Annotated in this window: 20 protein-coding genes; 10 read left to right on the top strand and 10 right to left on the bottom strand. The window is 72.4% G+C overall.

Features of this window, described 5'->3' with window-relative positions:
- Positions 1 to 13: 13 nt before the first annotated feature.
- Positions 14 to 616, bottom strand: coding sequence for an NUDIX hydrolase (locus BN344_RS17260; protein WP_040339716.1), 603 nt, complete (start codon positions 614 to 616; stop codon positions 14 to 16).
- 136 nt (positions 617 to 752) lie between these two features.
- Between BN344_RS17260 and BN344_RS17255 the strand changes: the two genes are divergently transcribed.
- Complete coding sequence (locus BN344_RS17255; protein ID WP_040339715.1) at positions 753 to 1,085, top strand: GYD domain-containing protein; 333 nt, start codon at positions 753 to 755, stop codon at positions 1,083 to 1,085.
- On the opposite strand, the gene BN344_RS17250 is transcribed toward BN344_RS17255, so the two are convergent.
- From BN344_RS17250 to glgX, 7 genes are all read right to left on the bottom strand, one after another.
- Positions 1,058 to 1,795, bottom strand: a complete 738-nt coding sequence (locus tag BN344_RS17250) for a dihydrofolate reductase family protein (protein WP_040339714.1) — start codon at positions 1,793 to 1,795, stop codon at positions 1,058 to 1,060. The two genes, BN344_RS17255 and BN344_RS17250, sit on opposite strands and share 28 nt — an antisense overlap.
- On the bottom strand, positions 1,795 to 3,549 hold the full coding sequence (gene treZ, locus BN344_RS17245; protein WP_040339713.1) for a malto-oligosyltrehalose trehalohydrolase: 1,755 nt from the start codon (positions 3,547 to 3,549) through the stop codon (positions 1,795 to 1,797). Before treZ ends, BN344_RS17250 begins: the two co-directional genes overlap by 1 nt.
- Positions 3,550 to 3,640: 91 nt before the next feature.
- Complete coding sequence (locus tag BN344_RS17240) at positions 3,641 to 4,381, bottom strand: methyltransferase domain-containing protein (protein ID WP_040339712.1); 741 nt, start codon at positions 4,379 to 4,381, stop codon at positions 3,641 to 3,643.
- Between the two features lie 220 nt (positions 4,382 to 4,601).
- Positions 4,602 to 5,564: an NAD(P)-dependent alcohol dehydrogenase gene (locus BN344_RS17235; protein WP_040339711.1), complete on the bottom strand. Its 963-nt coding sequence runs from the start codon at positions 5,562 to 5,564 to the stop codon at positions 4,602 to 4,604.
- A gap of 37 nt (positions 5,565 to 5,601) precedes the next feature.
- Positions 5,602 to 6,471, bottom strand: a complete 870-nt coding sequence (locus BN344_RS17230; protein WP_040339710.1) for an MOSC domain-containing protein — start codon at positions 6,469 to 6,471, stop codon at positions 5,602 to 5,604.
- An 82-nt stretch (positions 6,472 to 6,553) separates the two neighbouring features.
- Positions 6,554 to 8,899, bottom strand: coding sequence for a malto-oligosyltrehalose synthase (gene treY / locus BN344_RS17225; RefSeq protein WP_051516065.1), 2,346 nt, complete (start codon positions 8,897 to 8,899; stop codon positions 6,554 to 6,556).
- A complete protein-coding gene (glgX, locus tag BN344_RS17220; RefSeq protein ID WP_040339709.1) occupies positions 8,896 to 11,007 on the bottom strand; it encodes a glycogen debranching protein GlgX in 2,112 nt (703 codons plus the stop codon). The genes treY and glgX overlap by 4 nt, the downstream gene beginning before the upstream one ends.
- Before the next feature lie 407 nt (positions 11,008 to 11,414).
- On the opposite strand from glgX, the gene uvrB reads away from it, so the two are divergent.
- From uvrB to BN344_RS17200, 4 genes are all read left to right on the top strand, one after another.
- Positions 11,415 to 13,532, top strand: coding sequence for an excinuclease ABC subunit UvrB (uvrB, locus tag BN344_RS17215; RefSeq protein WP_155858929.1), 2,118 nt, complete (start codon positions 11,415 to 11,417; stop codon positions 13,530 to 13,532).
- A gap of 16 nt (positions 13,533 to 13,548) precedes the next feature.
- Positions 13,549 to 15,027, top strand: coding sequence for an alpha/beta hydrolase domain-containing protein (locus BN344_RS17210; RefSeq protein WP_040339707.1), 1,479 nt, complete (start codon positions 13,549 to 13,551; stop codon positions 15,025 to 15,027).
- 219 nt (positions 15,028 to 15,246) lie between these two features.
- Positions 15,247 to 16,389: a TerC family protein gene (locus BN344_RS17205; protein ID WP_081788727.1), complete on the top strand. Its 1,143-nt coding sequence runs from the start codon at positions 15,247 to 15,249 to the stop codon at positions 16,387 to 16,389.
- Positions 16,390 to 16,427: 38 nt separating this feature from the next.
- Complete coding sequence (locus BN344_RS17200) at positions 16,428 to 18,485, top strand: S9 family peptidase (protein WP_040339706.1); 2,058 nt, start codon at positions 16,428 to 16,430, stop codon at positions 18,483 to 18,485.
- Positions 18,486 to 18,499: 14 nt separating this feature from the next.
- On the opposite strand, the gene BN344_RS17195 is transcribed toward BN344_RS17200, so the two are convergent.
- On the bottom strand, positions 18,500 to 19,111 hold the full coding sequence (locus BN344_RS17195; protein WP_040340097.1) for a sugar O-acetyltransferase: 612 nt from the start codon (positions 19,109 to 19,111) through the stop codon (positions 18,500 to 18,502).
- A 115-nt stretch (positions 19,112 to 19,226) separates the two neighbouring features.
- Here BN344_RS17195 and BN344_RS17190 point away from each other — a divergent pair, with 115 nt between their 5' ends.
- Entirely contained in the window at positions 19,227 to 19,508 is a 282-nt protein-coding gene (locus tag BN344_RS17190) for a hypothetical protein (RefSeq protein WP_040339705.1), read from the top strand.
- 111 nt (positions 19,509 to 19,619) lie between these two features.
- Here the strand turns inward: BN344_RS17190 and BN344_RS17185 are convergent, their stop codons facing one another.
- On the bottom strand, positions 19,620 to 20,282 hold the full coding sequence (locus tag BN344_RS17185; protein ID WP_040339704.1) for an MBL fold metallo-hydrolase: 663 nt from the start codon (positions 20,280 to 20,282) through the stop codon (positions 19,620 to 19,622).
- Positions 20,283 to 20,331: 49 nt separating this feature from the next.
- Between BN344_RS17185 and BN344_RS17180 the strand changes: the two genes are divergently transcribed.
- The 4 genes from BN344_RS17180 to BN344_RS17165 all read left to right on the top strand — a co-directional run bounded on the left by BN344_RS17180 (position 20,332) and on the right by BN344_RS17165 (position 26,192).
- Positions 20,332 to 21,903, top strand: coding sequence for an amidase (locus BN344_RS17180; RefSeq protein ID WP_231486971.1), 1,572 nt, complete (start codon positions 20,332 to 20,334; stop codon positions 21,901 to 21,903).
- A 141-nt stretch (positions 21,904 to 22,044) separates the two neighbouring features.
- A complete protein-coding gene (uvrA, locus tag BN344_RS17175) occupies positions 22,045 to 24,936 on the top strand; it encodes an excinuclease ABC subunit UvrA (RefSeq protein ID WP_040339703.1) in 2,892 nt (963 codons plus the stop codon).
- A gap of 125 nt (positions 24,937 to 25,061) precedes the next feature.
- Positions 25,062 to 25,796 (top strand): SDR family NAD(P)-dependent oxidoreductase, encoded by a 735-nt coding sequence (locus BN344_RS17170; protein ID WP_040339702.1) that lies wholly within the window; start codon positions 25,062 to 25,064, stop codon positions 25,794 to 25,796.
- Between the two features lie 90 nt (positions 25,797 to 25,886).
- The gene (locus tag BN344_RS17165; protein WP_040339701.1) at positions 25,887 to 26,192 is read left to right on the top strand and encodes a hypothetical protein; all 306 of its coding nucleotides are present in this window, start codon (positions 25,887 to 25,889) and stop codon (positions 26,190 to 26,192) included.
- The last annotated feature ends 119 nt before the right edge of the window (positions 26,193 to 26,311 follow it).

Here is a 26,311-nt window from a genome sequence, read left to right as displayed (position 1 = left end):
GTCGGCGGGACCGTCATCGCCAGGCGAAGACCGGCTGCTCGTAGCCGGCCACCCGCTCGACCTCGCCGCGGCAGGCGATCCGGCAGAACTGGTGGACGACGGCGGCCGTCGGCGCGTGCACGAAGCCGCCCATCAGCGGCAGCCGGATCACCGGCGACTCCGACTCGGGGATCGCCTCGAAGACCGGGTCCACGTCGAGCTCGGTCAGCGGCACCTCGAAGACTGCGGCGACCTCGGTGTCCGAGCCGGTGAAGTCGTCCACCGGGCCGGCCCAGCAGACCACCGGCGTCATGACGTAGCCCGACCGCGTCACGTAGTCGTCGAGCACCCCCAGAACGGCTTCCGGGCCGAGCTCCACCCCGATCTCCTCGTGCAGCTCCCGCAGCGCGCCCTCCACCGGGCCCTCGCCGGCGTCGAGCCGGCCGCCGGGGAGCGCCCACTGGCCGGCGTGCGCGCGCAGCCCCGCGGCGCGGCGGGTGATGACCAGCGTGGGAGCGCCGTCCCGCTCGGTCACGCAGAGCGCGACGGCGGCCTGCTTGAGCTCCGGCCGGTCGGCCGCGACCCGGGGGAAGTCCGCGATGCGCCCGGCGATGGTGCCCCGGTCCAGCGGTTCCATGTCTGCTCCTCGCCGTCGCTCGCGCCTGTCCCGGCCACTCTCCCGGACGCGGGGGCGGCACCGCGTCGCGGGCCCTCGACCGGGGGAGGGCCGGCTCCTAGCGTTCCCCCTCGCGGGGTCATCGAGGAGGCAGCCCATGCCCATGTACCTGACGAGGTTCGACTACACCCCGGAGACGTGGGCGATGATGATCGCCGATCCCGAGGACCGCCGGAGGGCAGCGAGCGCCTACATCGAATCGGTCGGCGGGAAGCTGCACGGGTTCTGGTACGCCTTCGGCGAGCACGACGGCTTCACGCTCTGGGAGGCCCCGGACAACGTCTCGATGGCCGCCGTGGCGCTGGCGATCGGCGGCGGCGGTGCGCTGAGCGACGTCTCGACGACCGTGCTGCTCACCGTCGAGGAGACGCTGGAGGCGCTGACCCGCGCCCAGTCCGTCGGCTACCGGGCGCCGGGGGCGACCGAGTAGCGGGTGAACAGGACGCCGTCCTCCTCCAGCAGTTGGCGCAGCTCCAGGCCGGCGGGCCCGGGCAGCACGGTGCCGAGCAGCCGCTGCGGGGAGCCGACCAGGGCCGGCGCGATCGTCAGGTCGAGCTCGTCCACCACGCCGGCGGTCAGGGCGGCGTGCAGGAGCTGCGGCCCGCCCTCGCACGTCACCTGCTCGAGGCCCCGCGCGGCCAGCGCGGCGACGGCAGCCGGAAGGTCGACGTCGTCGTCGCCGCAGACCAGCACCTCGACGCCCGCCTCGGCCAGGGCCGTGCGCCGTCCGGCGTCGGCGGACGCGCACGTGACCAGCAGCGTCGGCGACACGGCGTCGGTCACGAGTCCGGACGCCGGGTCGAGGGCCGCCCGGCGCGACACCACGGCGACCGGGACCGTCGCGGGCCGGCCGATCGCGGTGCGCAGCCGTCCGACCGGCGAGTCGGGCGCCACCGCGCGGTAGCCCTCGGTCGCCGCGGTCCCGTGGCCGACCAGGACGACGTCGGCAAGGGCCCGGAGCACCCGGAACACCCGCCTGTCACCCGGTGAGCCGAGACCCGCGCTCTTCCCGTCCACCGCGATCGAGCCGTCGAGCGAGGCCACGAAGTTCACCCGCAGAGCAGGGCCCTCGGGCAGCCGGTAGGCCTCGACCAGCCCGTCGTCGTCCAGCTCGGCCGGTGCCGGCAGCAACCGGCGCATCAGGCGGTGGTGACCACGGCCGCGCTCTCGGCCGGGAGGGTGACCGTCCCGCCGTCCAGCGCGGGCAGGTCCGCCGTCGCGAACAGGACCTCGCCCGCCGGCCGGTCCAGATCGATCTCCCGGGGCTGGTCGGCCAGGTTCACCACGACGCGCAGGCTGCCACGGTGCACGACCAGCCAGCGGTCGGCGTCGTCCCACACGACCTGGACCTGGGAGAGGTCGGGGTCGACCAGGTCGGGGTGCGCCCGCCGCAAGGCCAGGAGGGAGCGGTGCACGGCCAGCAGGCGCTCGTGCGGCTCCTCCGACAGCTCCGACCAGTCGAGCTTGGACCGGGTGAAGGTCTCCGGGTCCTGCGGGTCGGGGACGACGTCGGCGTCCCACCCGTGCTCGGCGAACTCGCCGATGCGGCCCTCGGCGGTCGCCTTGCCGAGCTCGGGCTCGGGGTGGCTGGTGAAGAACTGCCACGGCGTGCTCGCGCCCCACTCCTCGCCCATGAAGAGCATCGGCGTGAAGGGGCTGGTGAGCGTGATGGTGGCGCCGACGGCGAGCAGGCCGGGGGAGAGGGAGGCCGAGATCCGGTCGCCGACGGCGCGGTTGCCGATCTGGTCGTGGTCCTGCAGGTAGCCGAGGAACTTCCAGCCCGGGAGGGTCGCGGTGTCGACCGGGCGCCCGTGGTGCCGCCGGCGGAAGCTCGACCAGGCGCCGTCGTGGAAGTAGGCGCCGGTCAGCGTCTTCGCCAGCCCGCCCAGGCCCGCCTCGGCGAAGTCGGAGTAGTAGCCCTGCCCCTCGCCGGTGAGCACGGAGTGCAGCGCGTGGTGGAAGTCGTCGCTCCACTGCGCGGTGAGGCCCAGGCCGCCGGCGACCCGCGGCGTCACCATGCGCGGGTCGTTGAGGTCGCTCTCCGCGATGAGGGTCAGCGGCCGGCCGACGGCGACCGAGAGCCGGTCCACCTCCTGCGCCATCTCCTCGAGCACGTGGGTGGCGCGCTCGTCGACCAGCGCGTGGACGGCGTCCAGCCGCAGTCCGTCGACGTGCATGTCCCGCAGCCACATGAGCGCGTTGTCGATGACGTAGCGGCGCACCTCGTCGGAGTCGGGGCCGCTGAGGTTGATCGAGGCGCCCCACGGATTGGGGCCGCCCTCGCTGAAGATCGGGAAGAACTCGGGCAGGTAGTTCCCCGACGGGCCGAGGTGGTTGTAGACGACGTCCTGGATGACGCCGAGGCCCTGCTGGTGGCAGGCGTCGACGAAACGCTGGTAGGCCGCGGGGCCGCCGTACTCCTCCTGCACCGCGTACCAGAGGACGCCGTCGTAGCCCCAGTTGTGGGTGCCGTTGAAGCCGTTGACCGGGAGGAGCTCGACGAAGTCCACGCCGAGCCGGACGAGGTGACCGAGCCGGCCGATCGCGGCGTCGAGCGTGCCCTCGGGCGTGAAGGTGCCGACGTGCATCTCGTAGACGACGCCACCGGCCAGCGGGCGCCCGGTCCAGGCGCCGTCGTGCCACTCGTAGCTCTCCGGCTCGTACCGCCGGGAGAGGCCGTGCACACCCTGGGGCTGACGCCTCGAGCGTGGGTCCGGCCGGGGGGTCTCGCCGTCGCCGAGCAGGAAGCCGTAGTCGGCCTCGGGGCTCGCTACGACTTCGGTCCGCCACCACCCGCCGTCGTCGCGGGTCATGTCGTGCACGGCGCCGTCGACCTGGACGCGCACCCGCTCCGGCAGCGGTGCCCAGACGGCGAACTCGACAGGTGCGGACATGCGGGGGCCTCCGGGGCGGTGCGGATTGGGGGAGCGGTCGGATCATGCCCGGCGACCGCCAGGTCAACCTCAGGTCGGGGCGCTCCCCGGGTCAGAGGTCCACGCTGACTGTGCAGTAGCCGACGTCGAGGGCGTCCTGCTGGAGGAGGTCGGGGTGGGTGCGGTGCCAGACGCCGGAGCGGATGTCCTCCTCGAGACGCCGGAGTCCGTCGGTCACCGCCGTCGGGTCGGTCTTCGCGAACACGGACATCCCGGCTCGGACCTCCGGGTCGAGGTAGGCCTCCGGCCGGCGCCAGAACGCGGCGGCGAAGCCGTCGATGCAGTCGTGCGGGACCGGCACCGGGCGCAGCTCGGCGTCACCCAGCAGGCGGGTGAGCTCCTCCAACCCGACGGCGAGGCGGGCGTCGGTCTCCGCGGCCGCGGGCAGGTAGTCGCGCAGCAGCCAGAAATCGGCCACTCGCTCGGGCCACCAGGTGAAGAAGACCGCCCGTCGCCGTGCGACCCGGCGCATCTCCGCGATGCCTGCGGCGACATCGCTCCAGTGGTGGACGGTGAGCACGGCCAGCGCGGCGTCGACGGCATCGTCCGCGAGCGGGAGCGCCTCGGCGACCGCCTCGGCCGCCGGTGCGGATCCGGGCGGACGCTGACCGAGCATCACCCGGCTGGGCTCGACGGCCACCACCGTCTGCGGCGGCTCGTAGGACCCGGAGCCGGCGCCGATGTTGACGACGCTGTCCACGTCGCCGAGTGCATGGACGATGGCCGCCGCGATCCGCGGGTCGGGCTGACGCGTGCGCCGGTACGTGTGCCCGATCTCGTCGTACAGCGCCATCGGCGGAGTATGTCGCGATCACCGGGCGTGTCGAGCGGCCACGAGCGTCCATGCATGTCCGGCACGTCGCCGCAGCGACGGTCCCGGGTGGGCAGCACCGCGTTGCGGCACGGCGACCCGAACCCGCCGCTCAGGGCAGCGTGACGGGGTCCCCGGTGCGGACGACGCCGTCGTCCTTCTCGAGCTAGGTGAGCCGGTCGAGGCGCAGCGGCCGGCGTGATCAGCGCACGACGTCCACGACGACGTTGCCGATCTTCTGGCCCGACTCCACGTAGCGGTACGCCTCGAGGATCCGGTCGAGCGGGTAGCGCCGGTCGATCAGCGGCCGGAGTCGGCCGTCGGCAAGCAGATGGGCGATCCGCTGGATCATCGCCCGGTCGTGCAGCGGGAAGGGGAACCGGACGCGGCGTCCACGGGACAGCGGCGACAGCAGCGACAAGGGGATGTTCTGTCCCTTCGGGCCGAGCTCGGAGGAGGTGTAGACACCTCGCTCGGTGAGCCGGTGCCGGTACCGGCCGAACGAGCTCTTCCCGACCGCGTCGAAGACGGCGTCGTACCGCGTGCCGTCGTCCGGGACGGCGTCCGCCGCCGCCTCGACCACGCGGTCCGCGCCCAGGCCGGCCACCCGGTCGACGGCGTCGCGCGTCACGGCGGTGACCGTGACATCGCCCGCCACGAGGAGTTGGACGGCAGCAGAGCCGATGCCGCCGCTCGCGCCGAGGACCAGCACGTGCTGTCCCGGGCGCGTCCTCGCCACGCGGATCATGGCCAGGGCGTAGTGGGCACCTTCGGTCGCCGCGGCGGCTTCCGCGTAGCCGACCCCCGCCGGAACGACGGCCATCGATCCGCGCTCGGGCACGGTGAGGAGCTCGGCGTGCGCGCCGAAGCGCCCCTCGACGTAGCCGAACACGCGGTCACCGATCGCGTACGCCGTGACCTGAGCTCCCACTCGCTCCACCACTCCGGCGAACTCCGTGCCCAGGATCTCCGCACGGGGAGCCGGGAATCCGCTCACCACGCGGGTCGCGAACGGGGTGCCGCTCCGGTACGCGCAGTCGGTGCGGTTCACCGTCGTCGCGTGCACCCGGACGAGCAGCTCCGCGGGGGCCGGTTCCGGCGCCGGCACCTCGTCGATGCGGACGACGTGCGGGGGGCCGTACCGCGTGCGTACCGCTGCCTTCACGGGCGGGAACCTACTGGCCGGCCACTCCGCCGTGGCGTCAGTCGATCGTGACGGGATCGCCGGTGCGGAGGACGCCGGCGCCGCTGACGCCGGCGTAGACCCCGGCGCACGCCCAGGTGCCCAGGCCGGGGATCTCCCGGCGGTGGTGCCGCGCGACGGTGCGCAGCGTGTCGCGGTCCTCGGGCAGGTCGCCCTGGGCCAGCGTCGTCATCACGCAGCGCATGGTCAGCATGCTGACGTCGGCGCGGACGTCGGCCCCCAGGCCGACGGAACGCCCCACCCACTCGTCCTCGGCGAAGCCCGCCTCCGTGCCCCCGACCAGGACGTTGGGGCGGTACCGGAGCACGTCGAAGTCGCTGCCGCCGCCGAGTTCGGTCAGCCGGTCGAGCGTGGCCCGGGTCAGCAGGTGCAGCGGCGCGAGGTCGAAGAAGGTGCCGGGTGCCAGCAGCCCGAGGTCGATGGCGCTGACCGGCTCGGCGCCCTCGTAGGCGTGCGTCGTCCCCTCGATGAACTCCGCCGGGGCCAGCCCCTCGATGGCGGGCCACTGCTCCTCGAACCGGCTGCCGGCGGGCGCCTCGCTGGTCAGCCGCACCGGGCGGCCGACCAGATCGGACAGCGCCGCGTCGGTGCCCGCGTCGTCGCTGCGCAGCGGCGTGCCGTCGGGCAGCGTGATCGTGACCGGTGGCAGGGGCGCGTCCGGTTCCGGCTCCGCCACGAAGCGCGCCGAGAGGCCGAGCAGCGCGCCCCACTTGCGCGGGTGTTTCGCGCTGGCGACCGTGCCGTCGGAGGTGTCGACCAGCCCGTACGCCCGGTCCCCGAGCAGCCCTCGGGCGGTCACCCGCGCCTGGTCCACCCGCTCGCCGAGCAGGGACTTCACGGGGAACCGGTACAGCGCCTCGATGTGCACGCGGGCATCACACCACGGGCGAGATCTGCACACTCGCCCCATCAGGGGCGCCGAAGGGGTCGAGTGTGCGGATCTCGCCGGGTCAGGCGCGGACGAGCAGGGCCACCGGCAGCCGGGTGAGCAGCACGTCCGCGGCGACGCCGGCGACGTCGGAGACGATCCGCTCCCCGGTGAGCAGGTCCCGCCACGCCCCGGTGCGCAGCTGCAGCGCGGTGTCCCCCCACCCGGTCTCCGCGAGTCGGGCCGGCAGCCGGGTCGCCACGACGACGACGCCGTCCTGCGAGGGGCCACTGCGGTCGTAGGCGACCACGTGCTCGGCGCCCGACCCGCGCACCTCGACCGGCTCGTAGCCCGCGAACCACTCCGGGTGGTCGCGACGCGCCCGCAGCGCCCGGGACACGACCAGCAGCTTCGCCGCACCCGACTCGTCGAGCGCCGGCACCTCCCCGGCGTCCAGGGCGGCCAGGAGCTCCCGCCGGCGCGCGTAGTCCACCGGACGGCGGTTGTCGGGGTCGACCAGGGAGAAGTCGTACAGCTCGGTGCCCTGGTAGACGTCCGGGACGCCGGGCATCGTGAGCTGCAGCAGCTTCTGGGTGAGCGAGTTCGACCACCCGAGCGGCGCGATCCGGGCGACGAACTTCTCGATCTCCGCCGTCGTCGTCTGGTCGTCGAAGGCGGCGTCCACCACTGCGTGCAGCTGGTCCTCGAACTCCTGCACCGGGTTGGTCCAGGTGGTGGAGGTGCCGGCCTCGCGCGCGGCCTTCTCGACGTAGGCGTGCGCCCGCTCGCGGGACAGCGGCCACGCCCCGACCAGGTTCTGCCACACGAGGTGCGCGAGCGAGCGGTCGGCGAGCGGGTGGCGGGACAGCCAGCCCCGCACGAGCTGTGTCCACTCGGAGGGCAGCTCGGCGAGCACCGCCAGGCGGGCGCGCACGTCCTCGCTGCGCTTGGTGTCGTGCGTGGAGAGCGTGGTCATCGACAGCGGCTTGACCGCGAGCCGGTGCGCCTGCGCGGCGTGGAACTCCGCGACCGTGCCGCCGAACTCGGCCGGGTCGCCGCCCACCTCGTTGAGCGCCACGAACCGGGACCACCGGTAGTAGGCGCTGTCCTCCACGCCCTTGGCCATGACCGGTCCGCTGGTCTGCTCGAAGCGGGTGGCCGCCTCGCTGCCGGACTGGGAGAGCACCGAGTGCAGCGCGTCGAGGGCCGGCTGGAGGTCCGGCCGGCGCTCCCGCACGGCCGCCACGGTGCGGTCGAGGTGCTCACGGCCGTCGGGCAGGTAGCTGCGGTAGACCGGGAAACTCGCCAGCAGCTCCGCCAGCGTCTCGGTCTGCTGGGCGGCGTCCAGGCCCGGCAGTTCGCCGATGACCCGCACCAGCCGGGCGACTTCCGAGCCGAGCATGCCGTCGGTGACCTCGCGCTTGCACATCCGCACGAGCTGCGCGTAGTCGACGGCCCGTCCGGCGAGCTCGGTGTCCAGCGCGGTGAGCCCCGGCTCGCCGGCAGGGTCCACGAGCACGCGGTCGACCTCGGTGAGCGCGTCGTAGCCCGTCGTCCCCGCCGTCGCCCAATCCGCGGGCAGCTCCTCGCCGGGCTCGAGGATCTTCTCCACCACGGTCCAGCGGTTGCCCGAGGCCTCGGCGAGCCGCGCCAGGTAGCCCTTCGGGTCGGCCAGCCCGTCAGGGTGGTCGATCCGCAGCCCGTCCACGGCCCCCTCGCGCACGAGGTCGAGCACGAGTGCGTGCGTCGCGTCGAAGATCGCCGGGTCCTCGACCCGCAGGCCCGCGAGGGTGTTGATCGCGAAGAAGCGCCGGTAGTTGAGGTCGCTGTCCGCCCGCCGCCAGTCGACCAGCTCGTAGTGCTGACGGGCGTGCACCTCCTGGAGCGTTCCCTGACCCGTGCCCGGCGCGACAGGGAAGCGGTTGTCGTAGTAGCGGAGCTCGCCGTCGACCAGCTTCAGCTCGGCGACGTCGTCCGCCGACCCCAGCACCGGGATGCGGACCTTGCCGCCGCCGAACTCCCAGTCGATGTCGAACGCCGCCGCGTGCCGCGAGTCCCGGCCGTGCTGGAGCACGTCCCACCACCACGGCGCCGCGGCCGGGTCGTCGACGCCCATGTGGTTGGGCACCAGGTCGAGCACCAGGCCGAGGTTGTGCCGGTGCAGCGCCGTGACGAGCCCGTCGAAGCCCTCGCGGCCGCCGCGGGCCTCGTCGATGTGCGCGTGGTCGACGGTGTCGTACCCGTGGTTGCTGCCCTCGGCGGAGCGCAGGAGGGGGGAGGAGTAGGCGTGCGTCACGCCGAGGTCGGCCAGGTAGTCGGCCACCCCGGCGGCGTCCTCGAGCCGGAAGCCGGCGTGCACCTGCAGCCGGTAGGTCGCGGCGGGGACGCCCCGGCGGCGCTCCCCGCCGTCGTCGGCCGGCCCGGTCACTCGGCCGGCCCGGTGAGCACGACGATCGAGCGGCCCTGGACGGTCACGGTGTCACCGGGCTTGATCTCGACCGGCTCGACCTCGTGCATCTCGGCGGTGTCGAGGACCGTCGTCCACGCCCGCGAGTAGTAGTCGCTGGGCAGCGTGTACTCGATCGTCTCCGCGGAGGCGTTGAAGGCCAGGTAGAAGTGGTCGTCCTTGACGTACTCGCCGCGTTCGTCCATCTCGCGGATGCCGACGCCGTTGAGGTAGACGGCCATCGACTTGGCGTACGCGGCGTCCCAGTCCTCGTCGGCCATCTCCTCGCCCGCGGGGGTCAGCCAGGCGATGTCGGGCACCGGGTCGCCGAGACCGCGGCGGACCGGCCGGCCGTGGAAGAACCGGCGGCGCCGGAAGGTCGGGTGGTCGCAGCGCAGCTTGGTGACCTTCTTGGTGAACTCGAGCAGGCCCTCGTCGACGTTCTCCCAGTCGATCCAGGTGAGTTCGGAGTCCTGGCAGTAGCCGTTGTTGTTGCCGCCCTGCGAGCGGCCGAGCTCGTCACCGTGCAGGAGCATCGGCACGCCCTGGCTGAGCATCATCGTGGCGATGAAGTTGCGCCGCTGCTGGGCGCGCAGCTGCAGGATCTCCGGGTCGTCGGTGTCGCCCTCGACGCCGTGGTTCCAGCTGCGGTTGTGGCTCTCGCCGTCGTTGTTGTCCTCGCCGTTGGCCTCGTTGTGCTTCTCGTTGTAGGAGACCAGGTCGTTGAGGGTGAAGCCGTCGTGCGCGGTGACGAAGTTGATGCTGGCCACCGGGCGCCGGCCCGAGTGCTGGTACAGGTCGGAGGAGCCGGAGATCCGGTCCGCGAACTCGCCGATCGTGCCGCCCTCGCCGCGCCAGAAGTCGCGGACGGTGTCGCGGTACTTGCCGTTCCACTCGGTCCACAGCGCCGGGAAGTTGCCGACCTGGTAGCCGCCCTCGCCGACGTCCCACGGCTCGGCGATCAGCTTCACCTGGCTGACGACCGGGTCCTGGTGGACGAGGTCGAAGAAGGTGGCCAGCCGGTCGACGGCGTGCAGCTCGCGGGCCAGCGCGGAGGCGAGGTCGAAGCGGAAGCCGTCGACGTGCATCTCGGTGACCCAGTAGCGCAGCGAGTCCATGATCAGCTGCAGCGACTGCGGCGTCCGGACGTTGAGCGTGTTCCCGGTGCCGGTGTAGTCCATGTAGTGCTGCTCGTCGCCCTCGACGAGCTTGTAGTACGTGCGGTTGTCGATGCCGCGGAAGGACAGCGTCGGGCCCAGGTGGTTGCCCTCGGCGGTGTGGTTGTAGACGACGTCGAGGATGACCTCGATGCCCGCCTCGTGCAGGGCGCGGACCATGCCCTTGAACTCCTGCACGTGCTGCCCGGCGTTGGTGTTGCTGGCGTACTCGTTGTGCGGCGCGAAGAAGCCGATGGTGTTGTAGCCCCAGTAGTTCCGCAGGCCCTTCTGCTGCAGCGTGTCGTCCTGCACGAATTGGTGCACCGGCAGCAGCTCGATCGCCGTCACGCCCAGGTCGGTGAGGTGCTCGATCGTCGCCGGATGCGCGACGCCGGCGTAGGTGCCGCGCAGCTCCTCGGGGATCCGCGGATTGGTCATCGTCAGGCCCTTGACGTGGGCCTCGTAGATGACGGTCTTGTTGTAGGGGGTCTTCGGCGGGCGGTCCACGCCCCAGTCGAAGTACGGGTTGACGACGACGGACTTCGGCATGTGCGGCGCCGAGTCGTCGTCGTTGCGCTCCTTGGTCTCGAAGTCGTAGCCGAAGACGGCCGGGTCCCAGTCGATCTGGCCGTCGATCGCCTTCGCGTACGGGTCGAGCAGCAGCTTGTTCGGGTTGCAGCGCAGGCCCTGGGCCGGATCGTGCGGGCCGTGCACGCGGAAGCCGTACTTCTGCCCCGGGTGGATGCCGGGGAGGAACGCGTGCCAGACGTAGCCGTCCATCTCGGGGAGGCGGATGCGCTCCTCGTTGCCCTCGTCGTCGAAGAGGCAGAGCTCGACCTTGTCGGCGACCTCGCTGAAGATCGCGAAGTTCGTGCCGGTGCCGTCGTAGGTGGCCCCGAGGGGATAGGCACTGCCGGGCCAGACCTGGGTCATGAACTGCTTCCTCCTGCGCTGGTGGCCCACCGGACGTGGGCCTGGGCCTCGCTCCACCATCGTGGCGGAGGAGGCCTCGGTGGGGCGACCGTTGGCCGGTGCCCGCGGGACGCGCCCCGCACACCTGGGAACTGTGTGAGGTCGGCGGCCGCCCCGGGAGGACGACGGCGCCCCCGCGGGAGAACCGCGGGGGCGCCGTGCGCGGAGCGGGGGGCCGACCTCGCCCGGTGGACACCCGGGTGGCGCTGGCCCTGGAGCGCCCCTGCGAGCCGCGACGCTAGAACGACCACGCGGGTCCCCACAAGTACCTGCGGCAGCTCTGTCGCGTCCGGTGCCGGCGACGCCCCGGAACAGCGGCCGAACGCTCGACCTCCGTTCTGTCGCACCCCCGACGTACCTTCGTGGACGTGCGCACGACCTCCGACATCAGGCCCACGCAGGGCCGCTTCCGCGTCGTCAGCGAGTTCGAGCCGGCGGGTGACCAGCCGGCCGCCATCACGGCGCTCGCCGAGCGGGTGAACTCGGGGGCGCAGGACACGGTCCTCCTGGGTGCGACCGGCACCGGCAAGTCGGCGACCACGGCCTGGCTCATCGAGCAGGTGCAGCGCCCGACCCTGGTGATGGCGCCGAACAAGACCCTCGCCGCGCAGCTGGCCAACGAGTTCAAGGAGCTGCTGCCCGACGCCGCCGTCGAGTACTTCGTCTCCTACTACGACTACTACCAGCCCGAGGCGTACGTCCCCCAGACCGATACGTACATCGAGAAGGACTCCTCGATCAACGAGGAGGTCGAGCGGCTGCGGCACTCGGCGACCAACAGCCTGCTCACCCGGCGCGACGTCGTGGTGGTCTCGACCGTCTCGTGCATCTACGGCCTCGGCACCCCGCAGGAGTACGTGGAGCGGGCGCTCAAGATCAGGAAGGGGGAGGAGCGCGACCGCGACGAGCTGCTCCGCACCCTGGTCACCGAGCAGTACACGCGGAACGATCTCTCCTTCACCCGCGGCACCTTCCGGGTGCGGGGCGACACGATCGAGGTCTTCCCCGTGTACGAGGAGCTCGCCGTCCGGATCGAGATGTTCGGCGACGAGGTCGAGCGGCTCTACTACTTGCATCCCCTGACCGGCGAGGTCGTCCGCGAGGTCGAGGAGCTGTTCGTCTTCCCGGCCAGCCACTACGTCGCCGGGCCCGACCGCATGGAACGGGCGATCCGCGGGATCGAGGCCGAGCTCGAGGTCCGGCTCGCGGAACTGGAGAGGCAGGGCAAGCTGCTGGAGGCCCAGCGGCTGCGCATGCGCACCACCTACGACATCGAGATGATGCGGCAGGTCGGTTTCTGCTCCGGCATCGAGAACTACTCGCGGCACATCGACGGCCGTGCCCCCGGCAGCGCCGGCGCCTGTCTCATCGACTACTTCCCCGACGACTTCCTCCTCGTCATCGACGAGTCGCACGTGACCGTTCCGCAGATCGGCGGCATGTACGAGGGGGACATGAGCCGCAAGCGCACGCTGGTCGAGCACGGCTTCCGGCTGCCCTCGGCGATGGACAACCGCCCGCTCAAGTGGGAGGAGTTCACCGACCGGATCCACCAGACCGTCTACCTCTCGGCGACGCCGGGCGACTACGAGCTCGGCAAGGTGCAAGGCGATGTCGTCGAGCAGGTCATCCGGCCGACCGGCCTGATCGATCCCGAGGTCGTGGTCAAGCCGACCAAGGGGCAGATCGACGACCTGGTCCACGAGATCCGCCTCCGCACGGAGAAGGACGAGCGGATCCTGGTCACCACCCTGACCAAGAAGATGGCCGAGGACCTCACCGACTACCTGCTCGAGCTCGGCATCAAGGTGCGGTACCTGCACTCCGAGGTCGACACGCTGCGCCGGGTCGAGCTGCTGCGGGAGCTGCGGCAGGGCGAGTACGACGTGCTGGTCGGCATCAACCTGCTGCGCGAGGGGCTCGACCTGCCGGAGGTCTCGCTGGTGGCGATCCTCGACGCCGACAAGGAGGGCTTCCTCCGGTCGGGCAAGTCCCTGATCCAGACCATCGGGCGCGCGGCGCGCAACGTCTCCGGTCAGGTGCACATGTACGCCGACAAGATCACGCCGTCGATGGCGCAGGCCATCGACGAGACGAACCGCCGGCGCGAGAAGCAGATCGCCTACAACACCGAGCACGGCGTGGACCCGCAGCCGCTGCGGAAGAAGATCGTCGACATCCTCGACGGCATCTACAAGGCGGCCGAGGACGCCGAGGCGGCCACCGAGCTGCTCGGCGGCTCGGGGCGGCAGCAGTCCCGGGGCAAGTCGCCGGTTCCCGGCCTGTCGTCCAAGGGCAAGGCCAAGGCAGGCTCGATCGACGTGCAGGGCCTGCCCAGGGCCGAGCTGGCCGACATGATCCAGACGATGAACGAGCAGATGCTCTCCGCGGCCCGCGAGCTCCAGTTCGAGGTCGCGGCGCGGCTGCGGGACGAGCTGAACGAGCTCAAGAAGGAGCTCCGCCAGTTCGACGCCGCCCACGCCTGACTCGGAGCCGCCCGGCATGACCCGTTCCTCTCCGTCGGCCCCGACGTCGTCGGCCATCACCGCCGTCGACGCCACGACCGCCCCGTTCGAGCTCTCCGGGCAGCCGTGGCAACGGACGACCGGAACGGTCACCGGTGTCGTCGACCCGGGCGAGCAGGTGGCCGGCCTGGACGGGCTCCCGACCGACGCGCAGGGGCGATACCGGTACACCGCCGAGTTCGAGATCCTGGCGCCGGCGGCCGAGGAGGCCCGTGACCTCGTCCTCGTGGAGGCCGAGAACCGCGGACGGCCGGCCGTGCTGCTCACGCTGGAGCAGCTGACGCTCGGCTCGGAGGACAGCACGCCGACCGCGGCGGTCTACCCGCCGGGTCGCGGCATCGGCTTCCTGGCGGAGCAGCACCTCTCCTACGCCCGCGTGCAGTGGGAGACGGGCATCGCCGCCGGCGTGCCCGCCTCGGCGCAGGGGATCGGCGAGGTCGTCGTGCGTGACTTCGGCCGGCTGCTGACCGGCGCCGCTCCCGAACGGGCCGACCTGCCGCGGTTCCGGTCGGGGATCCTCGCCGGCATCAGCCAGAGCGCTTGGTTCGTCACCACGCTCGTGGCCGAGGGGTTCAACGTCGATCCGCGATCCGGCTCCGGGGTCTACGCCGTGGCCCTGTCCGTCTCCGGAACCGGCAACTGGCTGGCGGTCAACCAGCTCGCGGGGGAGGAGGCGCAGCGGCCGTACCTCCTGGAGAACGGGGTCCCGCTCGCCTACGAGCAGGTGCTCACCCGCCCGGGGAGCGATCCGCTGTTCGTCGACGTCGCCACCTACACCGACTACTACCGGCTGCGGGCTAGCGTCACGGCGCACGCCGCACGCGGTGCGGACGTCGTCCGGTACGACTGGCCGGCACCGCACGCGGGTCCCGGCTATCCCGACGCGATGGTCTTCGGGCTACTCGGCTGCAACGGCGGCATCCAGGTGCCCCGCAACCCGATTCCCTACGACCCCTACCTGCGGAGTCTCGTCGCCCGCCTGGCGGAGCGTCTCCGCCATCCCGAGCGGGGCGACCACGGACTGCCGGCGTCGGCGGTGTTCGACCTGGTGCCGGCCCCCTCGGAGCCCACGGACGGGATCAACGGACTCCCCGGCGCCGACCTCTCCGTACCGGCGGTCGACGCCGGCACCGCGCAGCCGCTCGGAGGCGTGCGCTTCCCCGACGCGGCGGTCCCGCTGGGCCGGCCGATACCCGTCGCGCTGGGGCCGGTCGGCACGTCCTCCATCACCGACGTCTGCGGCAACTGGGGCGGATGGCAGCCGTTCACCACCGATGAGCTGGCGGAGCGGTACGGCGACGTCGACGGGTACCTCGCCCGGTACGCCGACGTCCTCGACCAGCAGATCGCCGCCGGCTACCTACGCGGTCCCGAACGGGACCGGATGCTGCGGCGCGCCCGCGCGACCTTCGACGCCGCAGCCGACCCCGCGGCCGATCCCGCAGCCCCCCGGTGACGCGGCAGGCCGACCGCTCCCCGGAGGTCTATCCTCCTGACTACTGCGTTCCGCAGGCGGCGGGCGTGCTCCATGAGGGCGCCCGGCGTGGAGGGGAGTATCCCTACGCGGTCGGGTCGTCAATACGGGGTCTCGTGACCCCCGGCCCGCCGGTTGCCGTCAGGCAGCGGGAGAGACCTCCGGTAACTGTCTGTCAGTAGTCCGGAGGTTCTTCGTTCCATGGATGTCCCGTTCTGGGTCTGGGCTGTCACGGTCGGCGCGATCGTGGGCATGCTCGTCTTCGACTTCTACGGCCACGTGCGCACGCCGCACGCGCCGACCCTGCGCGAGTCGGCCACCTGGTCGGCCATCTACGTCGGCATCGCCGTCGTGTTCGGGCTGCTCGTCCTGCTCTTCTACGGCGGCACGTTCGGCGGTGAGTACTTCGCCGGCTACATCACCGAGAAGAGCCTGTCGGTCGACAACCTCTTCGTGTTCGTCCTGATCATGGCGAGCTTCGCCGTGCCCCGGGAACTGCAGCAGAAGGTGCTGCTGTTCGGCATCGCCTTCGCGCTGTTCCTGCGGACGATCTTCATCTTCATCGGCGCCGCGGCCATCAACAACTTCAGCTGGATCTTCTACATCTTCGGCGGCTTCCTGATCTACACGGCCTGGGCGCAGGCGCGCAGCGGTGGGCACGACGACGACGAGCAGTTCAAGGAGAACCTCTTCCTCCGGCTCACCCGCAAGGCCGTCCCGACCACGCCGGACTACGACGGCGACCGCATGCTCACCAAGATCAGCGGCAAGCGGCACATCACGCCCCTGGCCATCGCGCTGGTGGCGATCGGCAGCGCGGACATCCTCTTCGCCGTCGACTCGATCCCCGCGATCTTCGGCCTCACCCAGGAGACCTACCTGGTCTTCACGGCCAACGCGTTCGCGCTCCTGGGTCTGCGGCAGCTGTTCTTCCTCATCGACGGCCTGCTCGACCGCCTGGTCTACCTGGCCTACGGCCTGGCCGTGATCCTCGGCTTCATCGGCATCAAGCTGCTCATCCACGCTCTCCACGAGAACGAGCTGCCGTTCATCAACGGCGGGGAGCACGTGACGGCGATCCCGGAGATCCCGACCTGGCTGTCCCTCTCGGTCATCCTCGTGACCCTGCTCGTCACGACCGTCGCCAGCCTGGCCAAGAACAAGCGCGACCTGGCCGCGGGGCACACCAGCCCCACGGACGCGACCGATGCCGGCGCGGACGAGCAGGGAAGGCACGTGGCCGCCCCGGGGGAGCGGGAGGACGGCGGGGTCGGCCGCGCCGACGGCCCGCCGCAGCCCGCGTCGGCACCGGTGACCAGCACCGACGGGCGCTCCGACACCTGAGTCCGGCGCCGCTCCCGCACGGGCTAGCGTGAGCGGTCATGCGCCCTGACGACCTGGAACTGCTCCGGACGCCGGGCGTGCCCACAGTGTCCCCGGACGGCCGGATGGCGGTCGTCGCGGTGCAGCGGCTCGACCTCGGGGCCGACCAGTACCGCGGTCAGCTGTGGGCCGTCCCGACGGACGGCTCGGCGCCGGCGCGGGCCATCACGACCGGGTTCCGCGACAGCGCCCCGGCGTTCTCGCCCGACGGGCGGTGGCTGGCCTACCTGACCGCCGAGCGCGGGGGCAGGCCACAGGTCGCCGTGCTGCCCACCGCCGGCGGCGACCCGCGTCGTCTCACCGACCACCACCTGGGGGCGGGCGCCCCGGTGTGGGGACCGGACTCGAACCGGCTGGCCTACGTCGCCCGGGTGCCCGAGCCGGGACGGTACGGCACCGTCGAGGGGGTCGGGCCGGAGGCGGAGGCGCCCCGGCTGATCACCACGTTGCAGTACCGCCTCGACGACGTCGGGTTCCTCCACGACCAGCGCAGCCAGGTGTTCGTCCTCGAGCTGCCGGACGGTCTCGTCGACGAGGCCGGCGACGTGCCCGAGCCCGTCCAGGTCACCTCCGGGGATGCCGACTGCACGGACGTGGCCTGGCACCCGGACGGCGCGGCGCTGGCCTTCGTGTCGGCCCGGCACCCGCGGGCCGACCGTGACCTGGTGCGGGACGTCTACGTCGTCGGTGCGGACGGGACCGGCCTCCGGCGGGTCACCGCCTCGCAGGGCGACTGTGCCGGGCCGGCCTACGGGCCCGACGGCACGCTGGTCGTCACCGCCGTGCCCGACCTCGGGCCCGACGGGATCGACTTCGTGGCCCGCCAGGCCGTGCCGTGCCGCGTCTCCGCGGACGGCGAGTTGCAGCCGCTGCTGGATCCCGAGCAGCACCACCGCGGGGACGAGAGCCCCCGGACGGTCCTCGTCGACGACGCGGTCCTCGTCGGTGTGGAGCGGCGCGGGGCGGTCGAGCTGCTGCGGGTGCCACTGGACGGCGGCCCGCCGGAGGCGCTCGTCGAGGGCCCGTTCTCGGTGCGCGGCGTCGCGGCCGGGGGCGGGGTGGTGGTCGCGACAGTGGCGCACGACCGCTCCGCCGGCGAACTCATGGCGCTGACCCCCGGCGATCGTCGGCTGCTCACCCGGTTCGGCCGGAAGCTGGGGGAGTGCGGGCGGCTGCACCGCATGCAGGAGCGGACGGCGACCGCACCCGACGGGTATCCCGTGCACGGCTGGGTGACCACCCCGGCCGGGCCCGGGCCGCACCCGGTGCTGCTGATGGTGCACGGCGGGCCGTTCGCGCAGTACGGCTGGACGCTGCTCGACGAGACGCAGGTCCTCGTCTCGGCCGGCTACGCCGTGGTGCAGTGCAACCCGCGCGGCTCCTCGGGGTACGGCTCCGCGCACGGGCGGGCGGTCCGGGGCGCCTTCGGCACGGTGGACGCCGACGACGTCCTCGCCTTCCTCGACGCGGCGCTCGCCGATCCGGCGCTCGACGGTGACCGGGTGGGCATCCTGGGCGGCTCGTACGGCGGGTACATGACGACGCTGCTCATCGGTCGCACGAACCGGTTCGCCGCCGCGGTGAGCGAGCGGGGCTTCAACGATCCGGTCAGCTTCGTCGGCTCGGCCGACATCGGCTGGGTGTTCCCCGGCCAGTACCTCGGCTCCGACCCGGCTCGGGTAGCCGCCCAGAGCGCGCTCGCGGGGGCCTCGGCCATCACGACGCCCACGCTGGTGATCCACTCCGAGCACGACTGGCGCTGCCCGCTGGAGCAGGGCACGCGGCTCTACGTCGAGCTGAAGCGGCGCGGGGTCCCCTCGGAGCTGCTGCTCTTCCCCGGCGAGGGCCACGAGCTGTCGCGGTCGGGCCGGCCGCGGCACCGGCTGGCCCGGTTCGAGCACATCCTGCGGTGGTGGGCCCGCTGGCTGCCCACGGAGGAGAACCCCGGTGCCACCGCCGAACTGGTCGGCGCACCGGACGGGGAACCGACGTCGTCGCCGGTGCCGGACGGCGGGGGAGCGGAGCCGCTGAGCGTGCGGACGACCCGCGTGCCCTGATCGGTGGAGCGGGCTCAGGCGCCGGGGGCCGACGGCGCGGGGCGGTCGAGGGTGCGGACGACCCGTGCCGGGTTGCCGACGGCGACGACGTTCGCCGGCAGGTCCTTCGTGACGACGGCGCCCGCGCCCACCACGGTGTTCTCACCGATGGTCACTCCGGGCAGCACGATCGCGCCGCCGCCGAGCCAGACGTTGTCCCCGACGACGATCGGTCGCGCTCCCTCCCACTTCTGTCGGCGCGGCTCCGGCTCGACCGGATGGGTGGGGGTCAGCAGCTGGACGTTCGGTCCGAACTGCACGTCGTCGCCGATGGTGATGGGAGCGACGTCGAGCGCGACCAGCCCGAAGTTGGCGAAGCAGCGGGCGCCGATCGTGAGGTGGCTCCCGTAGTCGACGTGGAGCGGCGGCCGGAGCTCCGTGCCCTCGCCGACGGACCCGAGCAGCTCCTCGAGGAGCTGCCGGCGCAGCGGTCCCTGCCGGACCGACGTCGCGTTGTAGGCCGCCGCGAGGTCGAGCGCCCGGGCGCTCCGCTCGGCGAGCTCCGGGTCGTCGGCGATGTACGGGTCACCGGCCAGCATCCGCTCGACCATGGTCCGCGGATCGGTGAGCTCCCCGTCGACAGGCATGCCGGTCACGCTAGGCGGAACCCACGTCGCCGGCCCGAGCTGGCTGCCCGGACCCGGGGCAGGCCGGCGCCGGACCGGGACAGCAGTCCGGGCGCATCGGCCCTACGGTTCAGGCATGGCCCTCATCTACCCGGTCCTGTCGGACGCTCCCGAGCCGGACGACGAGGCGGTGCCCGACTTCGCCGAGCTCGCCGCCGACCTCTCCGACCAGTGGCTGGTCGAGGTCGCCCTCGGCGAGGACGGGGACGAAGGCTGTTTCGGCCCCCTCACCGCGCGGGCGGCGTGGGAACTGGCGATCGGCGTGGACCAGCGGCGTCCCGACTGGGCCGTGTCGCTCCTGCCCCTGTACCTCCCGGGCACGGCCGACGAGCTGGTCGCCGCCTTCGACGAGACCTGACCGCAGCGTGACGGGCGGACGTCCGCCCGAGCCTCGGCAGCGGGGTCGATCGGCGGCAGCGACCGGTAGCCGGGCAGCTCGCCGGTAGGGGACGAGCGCCCCGACCGACGGTCACCAGCCGCGGGCGCGCCACTCCGCGAGGTGCGGACGCTCGGCGCCGAGCGTCGTGTCCCCGCCGTGGCCGGGGTAGACCCACGTGTCGTCCGGCAGGACTGCGAACAGGCGCTGCTCGACGTCGTCGATGAGGCTCGTGAAGCGCTCCGGGTCCTCCCAGGTGTTGCCGACCCCGCCCGGGAACAGGCTGTCGCCGGTGAAGACGTGCGTCCCGGCCCCCTCCGGGCCGCGCCAGACCAGCGCGATGCTGCCCGGGGTGTGGCCGCGCAGGTGCACCACCTCCAGGGACTGCTCGCCGACGGTCACCGTGTCGCCGTGCTCGACCGGTCGCTGCACGGGCACCGGCAGGTCGCCGGCGTCGGCGGGGTGCGCGACCGTGACGGCGCCGGTGGCCGCGACGACCTCGGGCAGCGCGCGGTGGTGGTCCCAGTGCCCGTGGGTGGTGACGACGGTGCCGATCCCGGCGTCGCCGATCAGCGTCGACAAGGCGTCCGGATCGGCCGCCGCGTCGACGAGCAGCCCGTCGCCGGTGGCGGTGCACCGCAGCAGATAGGCGTTGTTGGCCATCTCGCTGACCGCCAGCTTGGTGATCGTCAGCCCCGGCAGTTCCCGCACGTCGGGCGACCCACCGACCTCCACGTCCCCGGTGTAGGAACTCATCCCCGGCCTCCGTTCGAAAACTGTCGGCGTGCGCCGTTACGGTCCAGTCATGGACGCTAGCGGAGGTCTCGGCCCGCCCGAGCAGGTCGCCGGGAAGGACGCCGGGAAGGACGCCGGGAAGGACGCCGGGAAGGACGCCGGGAAGGTGGCGCCGATGGCCGAGCGCAAGGTCGCGCAGCTGGTGACGCAGACCGGTGCGCCGACGGCCGTCCCGGACGGGACACCGAGCGATGCCTCGCTGGTCGGCCTGCCGGCTGCCGAGATCGCGGCGCTGGTGCGTACCGGCGAGGTGACCGCGGTCGACGTCGTGCGCGCCCACCTCGACCACATCGAGAAGGTCGACGCCCGGGTGGGTGCCTTCCGCGTCGTCCGGCGCGAGGCGGCGCTCGCCGAGGCCGCCGCCGTCGACTCCAGCCTCACCCGCTTCGCCCTCCCGCTGGCCGGCGTGCCCGTCGCGATCAAGGACAACGTCGCGGTGGCGGGGGAGACCTGCACCGACGGCTCGTCCGGGCGGCACGGGGGCCCGGAGGCAAAGGACCACCCGGTGGTGACGCGGCTGCGCAAGGCCGGCGCCGTCGTCGTCGGCATCACCCGCGTGCCGGAGCTGTGTCTCTACGCCGCCACGGACGGGCCGGGCACCGTCAGCCGCAACCCCTGGGACACCGCGCTCTCGCCGGCCGGCAGCTCCGGGGGCAGTGCCGCGGCCGTCGCCTCGGGATCGGTGCCCATCGCGCACGGCAACGACGGCATGGGGTCGCTGCGGCTGCCGGCCGCCGCCTGCGGGCTGGTCACGTTGAAGCCCGGCCGCGGCGTGGTGCCCGGCGGCATCGGCGCCGACGACTGGTCGGGCATGGCCGTCAACGGTGCGCTGGCGACCACGGTGGCCGACCTGGCGCTCGCTCACGCCGTCCTCGCGGGGGAGGCGCCGGAGCCGCCGGTGGCCCCCACCCGCCCGCTGCGCATCGCGGTGAGCACCCGGTCGCCCGTCCCGGGCGTCGGGGCCGACGCCGCGACGCGGGCGGCGGTCGACGCCGTGGTCGCGGAGCTGGAGGCGGCCGGGCACACCGTCGTGCGCCGCAACCCGCCGATCACCCCGGGCGCGGCGGCCGGTGCGCTGGTCCGCTGGATGGCGGGGGCCGAGGACGACGCGGAGTTCCTCGGCATCGACCGCCACGACCTGGAGCCGCGCAGCCGCACGCACGCGCGCCTCGGCCGGCTGGTCCGCCGGCTCGGCCTGGTGCGGCCGAGCACCCAGGAGCGGTTCCGCGCGCGGATGGTCGAGTTCTTCGGCGACGTCGACCTGCTGCTGACCCCGGTGACCACCGGCCCGCCGCTGGCCGCGCGACCCTGGCACGAGCGCGGGTTCCTGGCCAACATCACGGCCAACGCACGCTGGGCTCCGTGGACCGCGGCCTGGAATCTCGCCGGGCTGCCGGCGACCGTCCTCCCGGGCGGCAGCCGCCCCGGCGGGCCGCCGGTGGCCGTCCAGTTCGTCGGCCCCCCGGGTGCCGAAGGGCGACTACTCTGGCTCGCCGGAGAGCTGGAGCGCCGGCTCCCGTGGCGCCGGTACGCGCCGGTCTTCGACCCCACCGCGCCCGAGGCCCAGGCCGCCACCGGCTGACCGGGCGCAGCTCACACCCGTGGGCGGACGACCGCGGCGAGGGCCGGCGTTGCACCTGCCGGCGAGGCGGCTCGCGACCCCACTCAGCACGACCGCCGCACCGCACCACCGCGACATCCACCAGCGACCGACAGGGATCACATGGACCGGCTCGTCGTCCGCGGCGCCCGAGAGCACAACCTCAAGGACGTCCACCTCGACCTTCCCCGCGACGCGCTCATCGTGTTCACGGGGCTCTCCGGCTCCGGCAAGTCGAGCCTGGCCTTCGACACGATCTTCGCCGAGGGGCAGCGCCGCTACGTCGAGTCGCTGTCGGCCTACGCCCGTCAGTTCCTGGGCCAGATGGACAAGCCCGACGTGGACTTCATCGAGGGCCTGTCGCCCGCGGTGTCCATCGACCAGAAGTCGACCAACCGGAACCCGCGGTCGACCGTCGGCACGATCACCGAGGTCTACGACTACCTCCGCCTGCTCTATGCGCGCGCCGGTCAGCCGCACTGCCCCAACTGCGGCAAGCCGATTTCCCGGCAGACGCCGCAGCAGATCGTCGACCAGGTGCTGGGCATGGAGGAGGGCACCCGCTTCCAGGTGCTCGCACCGGTGGTCCGCGCGCGCAAGGGCGAGTACGTCGACCTGTTCAGCTCGCTGCAGACCCAGGGCTTCTCCCGCGTCCGGGTGGACGGCGTCGTGCACTCGCTCACCGAGCCGCCGAAGCTCAAGAAGCAGGAGAAGCACACCATCGAGGTGATCGTCGACCGCCTCACCGTGAAGGAGAGCGCCAAGCGCCGCCTCACCGACTCGGTGGAGACCGCGCTCGGCCTGGCAGGCGGCCTCGTCGTCCTGGAGTTCGTGGACATGGACGAGCACGACCCCCACCGCGAGCGCACCTTCTCCGAGCATCTCGCCTGCGTCGACGACGGGCTGTCCTTCGAGGCGCTCGAGCCTCGTTCCTTCTCGTTCAACTCCCCGTTCGGCGCCTGCCCGGAGTGCACCGGCATCGGCACCCGGAAGGAGGTCGACCCCGAGCTCGTCGTGCCCGACCCGGAGAAGAGCCTCAACCAGGGCGCCATCGCACCGTGGTCGAGCTCGATGAGCAACGAGTACTTCACCCGGCTGCTCACCGGCCTGTCCCAGCAGATCGGCTTCTCCATGGACGACCCGTGGGAGCGGCTGCCGGCCAAGGTGCAGAAGGCGATCCTGCACGGCTCGCCCGACCAGGTGCACGTCCGCTACAAGAACCGCTACGGCCGCGAGCGCAGCTACTACGCCGCGTTCGAAGGCGTGCTGCCGTTCCTCGAGCGCCGGCACGAGGACACCGACAGCGACTACATGAAGGACAAGTACGAGGGCTACATGCGGGACGTCCCGTGCCCCGTCTGCCACGGCACCCGGCTCAAGCCGGAGATCCTGGCGGTCAAGCTCAACAGCCGCTCCATCGCCGAGGTCACCAACCTGTCGATCGGGGAGGCGTCAGAGTGGCTCAACGCTCTGGAGCTGGGGGAGCGGGAGCGTGCGATCGCCGACCGCGTCCTCCGCGAGATCCAGGCCCGGCTGTCCTTCCTCGTCGACGTCGGCCTGGACTACCTGTCCCTCGATCGCCCGGCCGCGACGCTGGCCGGTGGTGAGGCCCAGCGCATCCGGCTCGCGACCCAGATCGGATCTGGGCTGGTCGGCGTCCTGTACGTGCTCGACGAGCCGTCGATCGGGCTGCACCAGCGGGACAACACCCGGCTGATCGAGACGCTCGTGCGGCTGCGGGACATGGGCAACACGCTCATCGTCGTGGAGCACGACGAGGACACGATCAAGGTGGCCGACTGGATCGTCGACATCGGCCCCGGGGCCGGGGAGCACGGCGGCGAGATCGTCGTCAGCGGGCAGCTCGAGGACCTGATGAAGAGCGAGCGTTCTTTGACCGGCGCCTATCTCTCGGGTCGCATGGCGATCGAGATCCCGCGGAAGCGGCGCCAGCCGACGCCGGGCCGGGAACTGGTCGTGAAGGGCGCGCGGGAGCACAACCTCAAGGGCGTCGACGTGACGTTCCCGCTGGGCTGCTTCGTCGGCGTCACCGGCGTCTCCGGCTCGGGCAAATCCAGCCTGGTCAACGACATCCTGTACACGACGCTGGCCAACCAGCTGAACCGCGCGCGCATGGTGCCCGGACGGCACCGCACGATCACCGGGCTCGAGCACCTGGACAAGGTCGTGCACGTCGACCAGTCGCCGATCGGCCGCACGCCGCGGTCCAACCCGGCGACCTACACCGGAGTCTGGGACCACGTCCGCAAGCTCTTCGCCAGCACGACCGAGGCGAAGATGCGTGGCTACCTGCCCGGCCGCTTCTCCTTCAACGTCAAGGGCGGCCGCTGCGAGGCATGCTCCGGTGACGGCACCCTCAAGATCGAGATGAACTTCCTGCCGGACGTCTACGTGCCGTGCGAGGTGTGTAAGGGGGCCCGGTTCAACCGGGAGACCCTCGAGGTGCACTACAAGGGCAAGACGGTCGCCGAGGTCCTCGACATGCCGATCGAGGAGGGGGCGGAATTCTTCGCCGCCATCCCGGCCATCTCCCGCTACCTGCGCACGCTCACCGAGGTGGGGCTGGGCTACGTCCGGCTCGGGCAGCCGGCGACGACGCTCTCCGGCGGCGAGGCGCAGCGGGTGAAGCTCGCCAGCGAGCTGCAGAAGCGGTCCAACGGCCGCAGCATCTACGTCCTCGACGAGCCGACCACCGGCCTGCACTTCGAGGACATCCGCAAGCTGCTGCTGGTCCTGCAGAGCCTGGTCGACAAGGGCAACTCGGTCATCGTCATCGAGCACAACCTCGACGTCATCAAGAGCGCCGACTGGCTCATCGACATGGGCCCGGAGGGCGGCTTCCGCGGCGGAACGGTCGTCGCCGAGGGCCCGCCGGAGTTCGTCGCCACCGTCCCCGAGAGCCACACCGGCCGGTATCTCGCGAAGATCCTCGACGAGGACGCCGTGGCCGCGGCCGGTGCGCCGAAGAAGAGGACGCGCAAGAAGGCCAGCTGAGCCTGCGACGGCGCCCGTCCCGCACCCCGGGGCGGGCGCCGTCGACCCGCACGCCGGGCACCCGGTCAGGGACGGGCCCCGTCGGCCGCTGATGCGCCGTCGGATCCGGGCGGGACACTGCTCGCATGGACCTCACCGACCACGTCGTGATCGTCACCGGCTCGAGCAGCGGCATCGGCGAAGCCGTCGCCCGCAGACTGGCGGCCGCCGGCGCCCGCATCGTCGTCAACTCCTCGTCCTCCGTCGACGCGGGTGAGCGACTGGCCGGGGAACTGGGGGAGGCCTGCTACGTCCAGGGGGACATCTCCGACCCCGCCACGGCGCACGCGCTGGTCGATGCCGCACGGGAGCGGTGGGGGCGGCTCGACGGGCTGGTCAACAACGCGGCGGTCACCGCGGACGTGCCGCTCGCGAACATCGACGACGTCACGGTCGACCACTGGAACCGCGTCCTCGGCGTCAACGTGGTGGGCACGTTCCTGGTGTCCCAGGCCGCGCTCCCGTTGCTGCGTGCGGCCGAGGACGGGTGGATCCTCAACATCACGTCGATCGCCGGCATCCGCCAGACCGGCAGTTCGCTGCCGTACGCGGTGTCGAAGGCGGCCGTCGACCACCTCACCACGATCCTGGCCAAGCACGCCGGCGGGAGGGTGCGCGTGAACGCGGTGGCTCCCGGCCTGGTGGCGACGCCGTGGACCGAGACCTGGGACCAGATCAAGGACGGGGTGACTGCGATGGCGCCGCTGCAGCGGGTGGCGACGCCCGACGACATCGCCGATGCCTGCGTCGGCGTCATCGGCTCCCGCTACACCACCGGTCAGACGCTGGTCGTCGACGGCGGGCTCGGACTCGTGCTCTGACCTGCGTTCCTTGTGAGTGCCGTCACTCTCCGGTACCCTCGTGTGACAGACATCACGAGGGCGCATCCGCGCGCCCGCTAGGAGGTTGCGATGAGCGCGCTCACGCCCGACTGCGACCCCGACATGAGCCACTGCGGTCAGCCGTGGCAGGGCAAGAGCCGGCCCGGCGGGGGCCTCCTGTCCGCCACGGTCCTGCTCGCGATCCTGGGCGTCTCGCTCCTCGTCGTGGCCACGCACGCCGTCTCCGACCGCTTCGACTACGTGGCCGCCCCGATCGCGGTGCTCACCGCGATCCTGCTCGTCCGTCGCGGCGTCCGCCTGGCGGTCCACGCGGCGTCCGCCGTCGCCGGCCGGATGCCGACCGTCGCCGTGCGGCGTTCGCAGCCCGTCAGCTGATCGCTCCCACCGTCCGGGGCCGCGCAGGCGTGCCCCGGACGACTGCTGTCCGCTCCCGACTGTGACGGCTGTGACGCCCGGGCCCCGACCTGGGCGGCGTGTCACCCTCCCGACCTAAT

Origin of the sequence: Candidatus Blastococcus massiliensis AP3 (assembly GCF_000582785.1) — a bacterium.
Classification (GTDB): Bacteria; Actinomycetota; Actinomycetes; order Mycobacteriales; family Geodermatophilaceae; genus Blastococcus; species Blastococcus massiliensis.
This window is presented reverse-complemented; position numbering and strand designations above follow the sequence as displayed.

Bases quoted from the DNA above. Each gene is read 5' to 3' on its own strand.
- BN344_RS17260 (WP_040339716.1), bottom strand. From the start codon at position 616: ATGGAACCGCTGGACCGGGGCACCATCGCCGGGCGCATCGCGGACTTC.
- BN344_RS17255 (WP_040339715.1), top strand. From the start codon at position 753: ATGCCCATGTACCTGACGAGGTTCGACTACACCCCGGAGACGTGGGCG.
- BN344_RS17250 (WP_040339714.1), bottom strand. From the start codon at position 1,795: ATGCGCCGGTTGCTGCCGGCACCGGCCGAGCTGGACGACGACGGGCTG.
- treZ (WP_040339713.1), bottom strand. From the start codon at position 3,549: ATGTCCGCACCTGTCGAGTTCGCCGTCTGGGCACCGCTGCCGGAGCGG.
- BN344_RS17240 (WP_040339712.1), bottom strand. From the start codon at position 4,381: ATGGCGCTGTACGACGAGATCGGGCACACGTACCGGCGCACGCGTCAG.
- glgX (WP_040339709.1), bottom strand. From the start codon at position 11,007: ATGACCCAGGTCTGGCCCGGCAGTGCCTATCCCCTCGGGGCCACCTAC.
- BN344_RS17210 (WP_040339707.1), top strand. From the start codon at position 13,549: ATGACCCGTTCCTCTCCGTCGGCCCCGACGTCGTCGGCCATCACCGCC.
- BN344_RS17205 (WP_081788727.1), top strand. From the start codon at position 15,247: ATGGATGTCCCGTTCTGGGTCTGGGCTGTCACGGTCGGCGCGATCGTG.
- BN344_RS17200 (WP_040339706.1), top strand. From the start codon at position 16,428: ATGCGCCCTGACGACCTGGAACTGCTCCGGACGCCGGGCGTGCCCACA.
- BN344_RS17195 (WP_040340097.1), bottom strand. From the start codon at position 19,111: ATGCCTGTCGACGGGGAGCTCACCGATCCGCGGACCATGGTCGAGCGG.
- BN344_RS17190 (WP_040339705.1), top strand. From the start codon at position 19,227: ATGGCCCTCATCTACCCGGTCCTGTCGGACGCTCCCGAGCCGGACGAC.
- BN344_RS17185 (WP_040339704.1), bottom strand. From the start codon at position 20,282: ATGAGTTCCTACACCGGGGACGTGGAGGTCGGTGGGTCGCCCGACGTG.
- BN344_RS17180 (WP_231486971.1), top strand. From the start codon at position 20,332: ATGGACGCTAGCGGAGGTCTCGGCCCGCCCGAGCAGGTCGCCGGGAAG.
- uvrA (WP_040339703.1), top strand. From the start codon at position 22,045: ATGGACCGGCTCGTCGTCCGCGGCGCCCGAGAGCACAACCTCAAGGAC.
- BN344_RS17170 (WP_040339702.1), top strand. From the start codon at position 25,062: ATGGACCTCACCGACCACGTCGTGATCGTCACCGGCTCGAGCAGCGGC.
- BN344_RS17165 (WP_040339701.1), top strand. From the start codon at position 25,887: ATGAGCGCGCTCACGCCCGACTGCGACCCCGACATGAGCCACTGCGGT.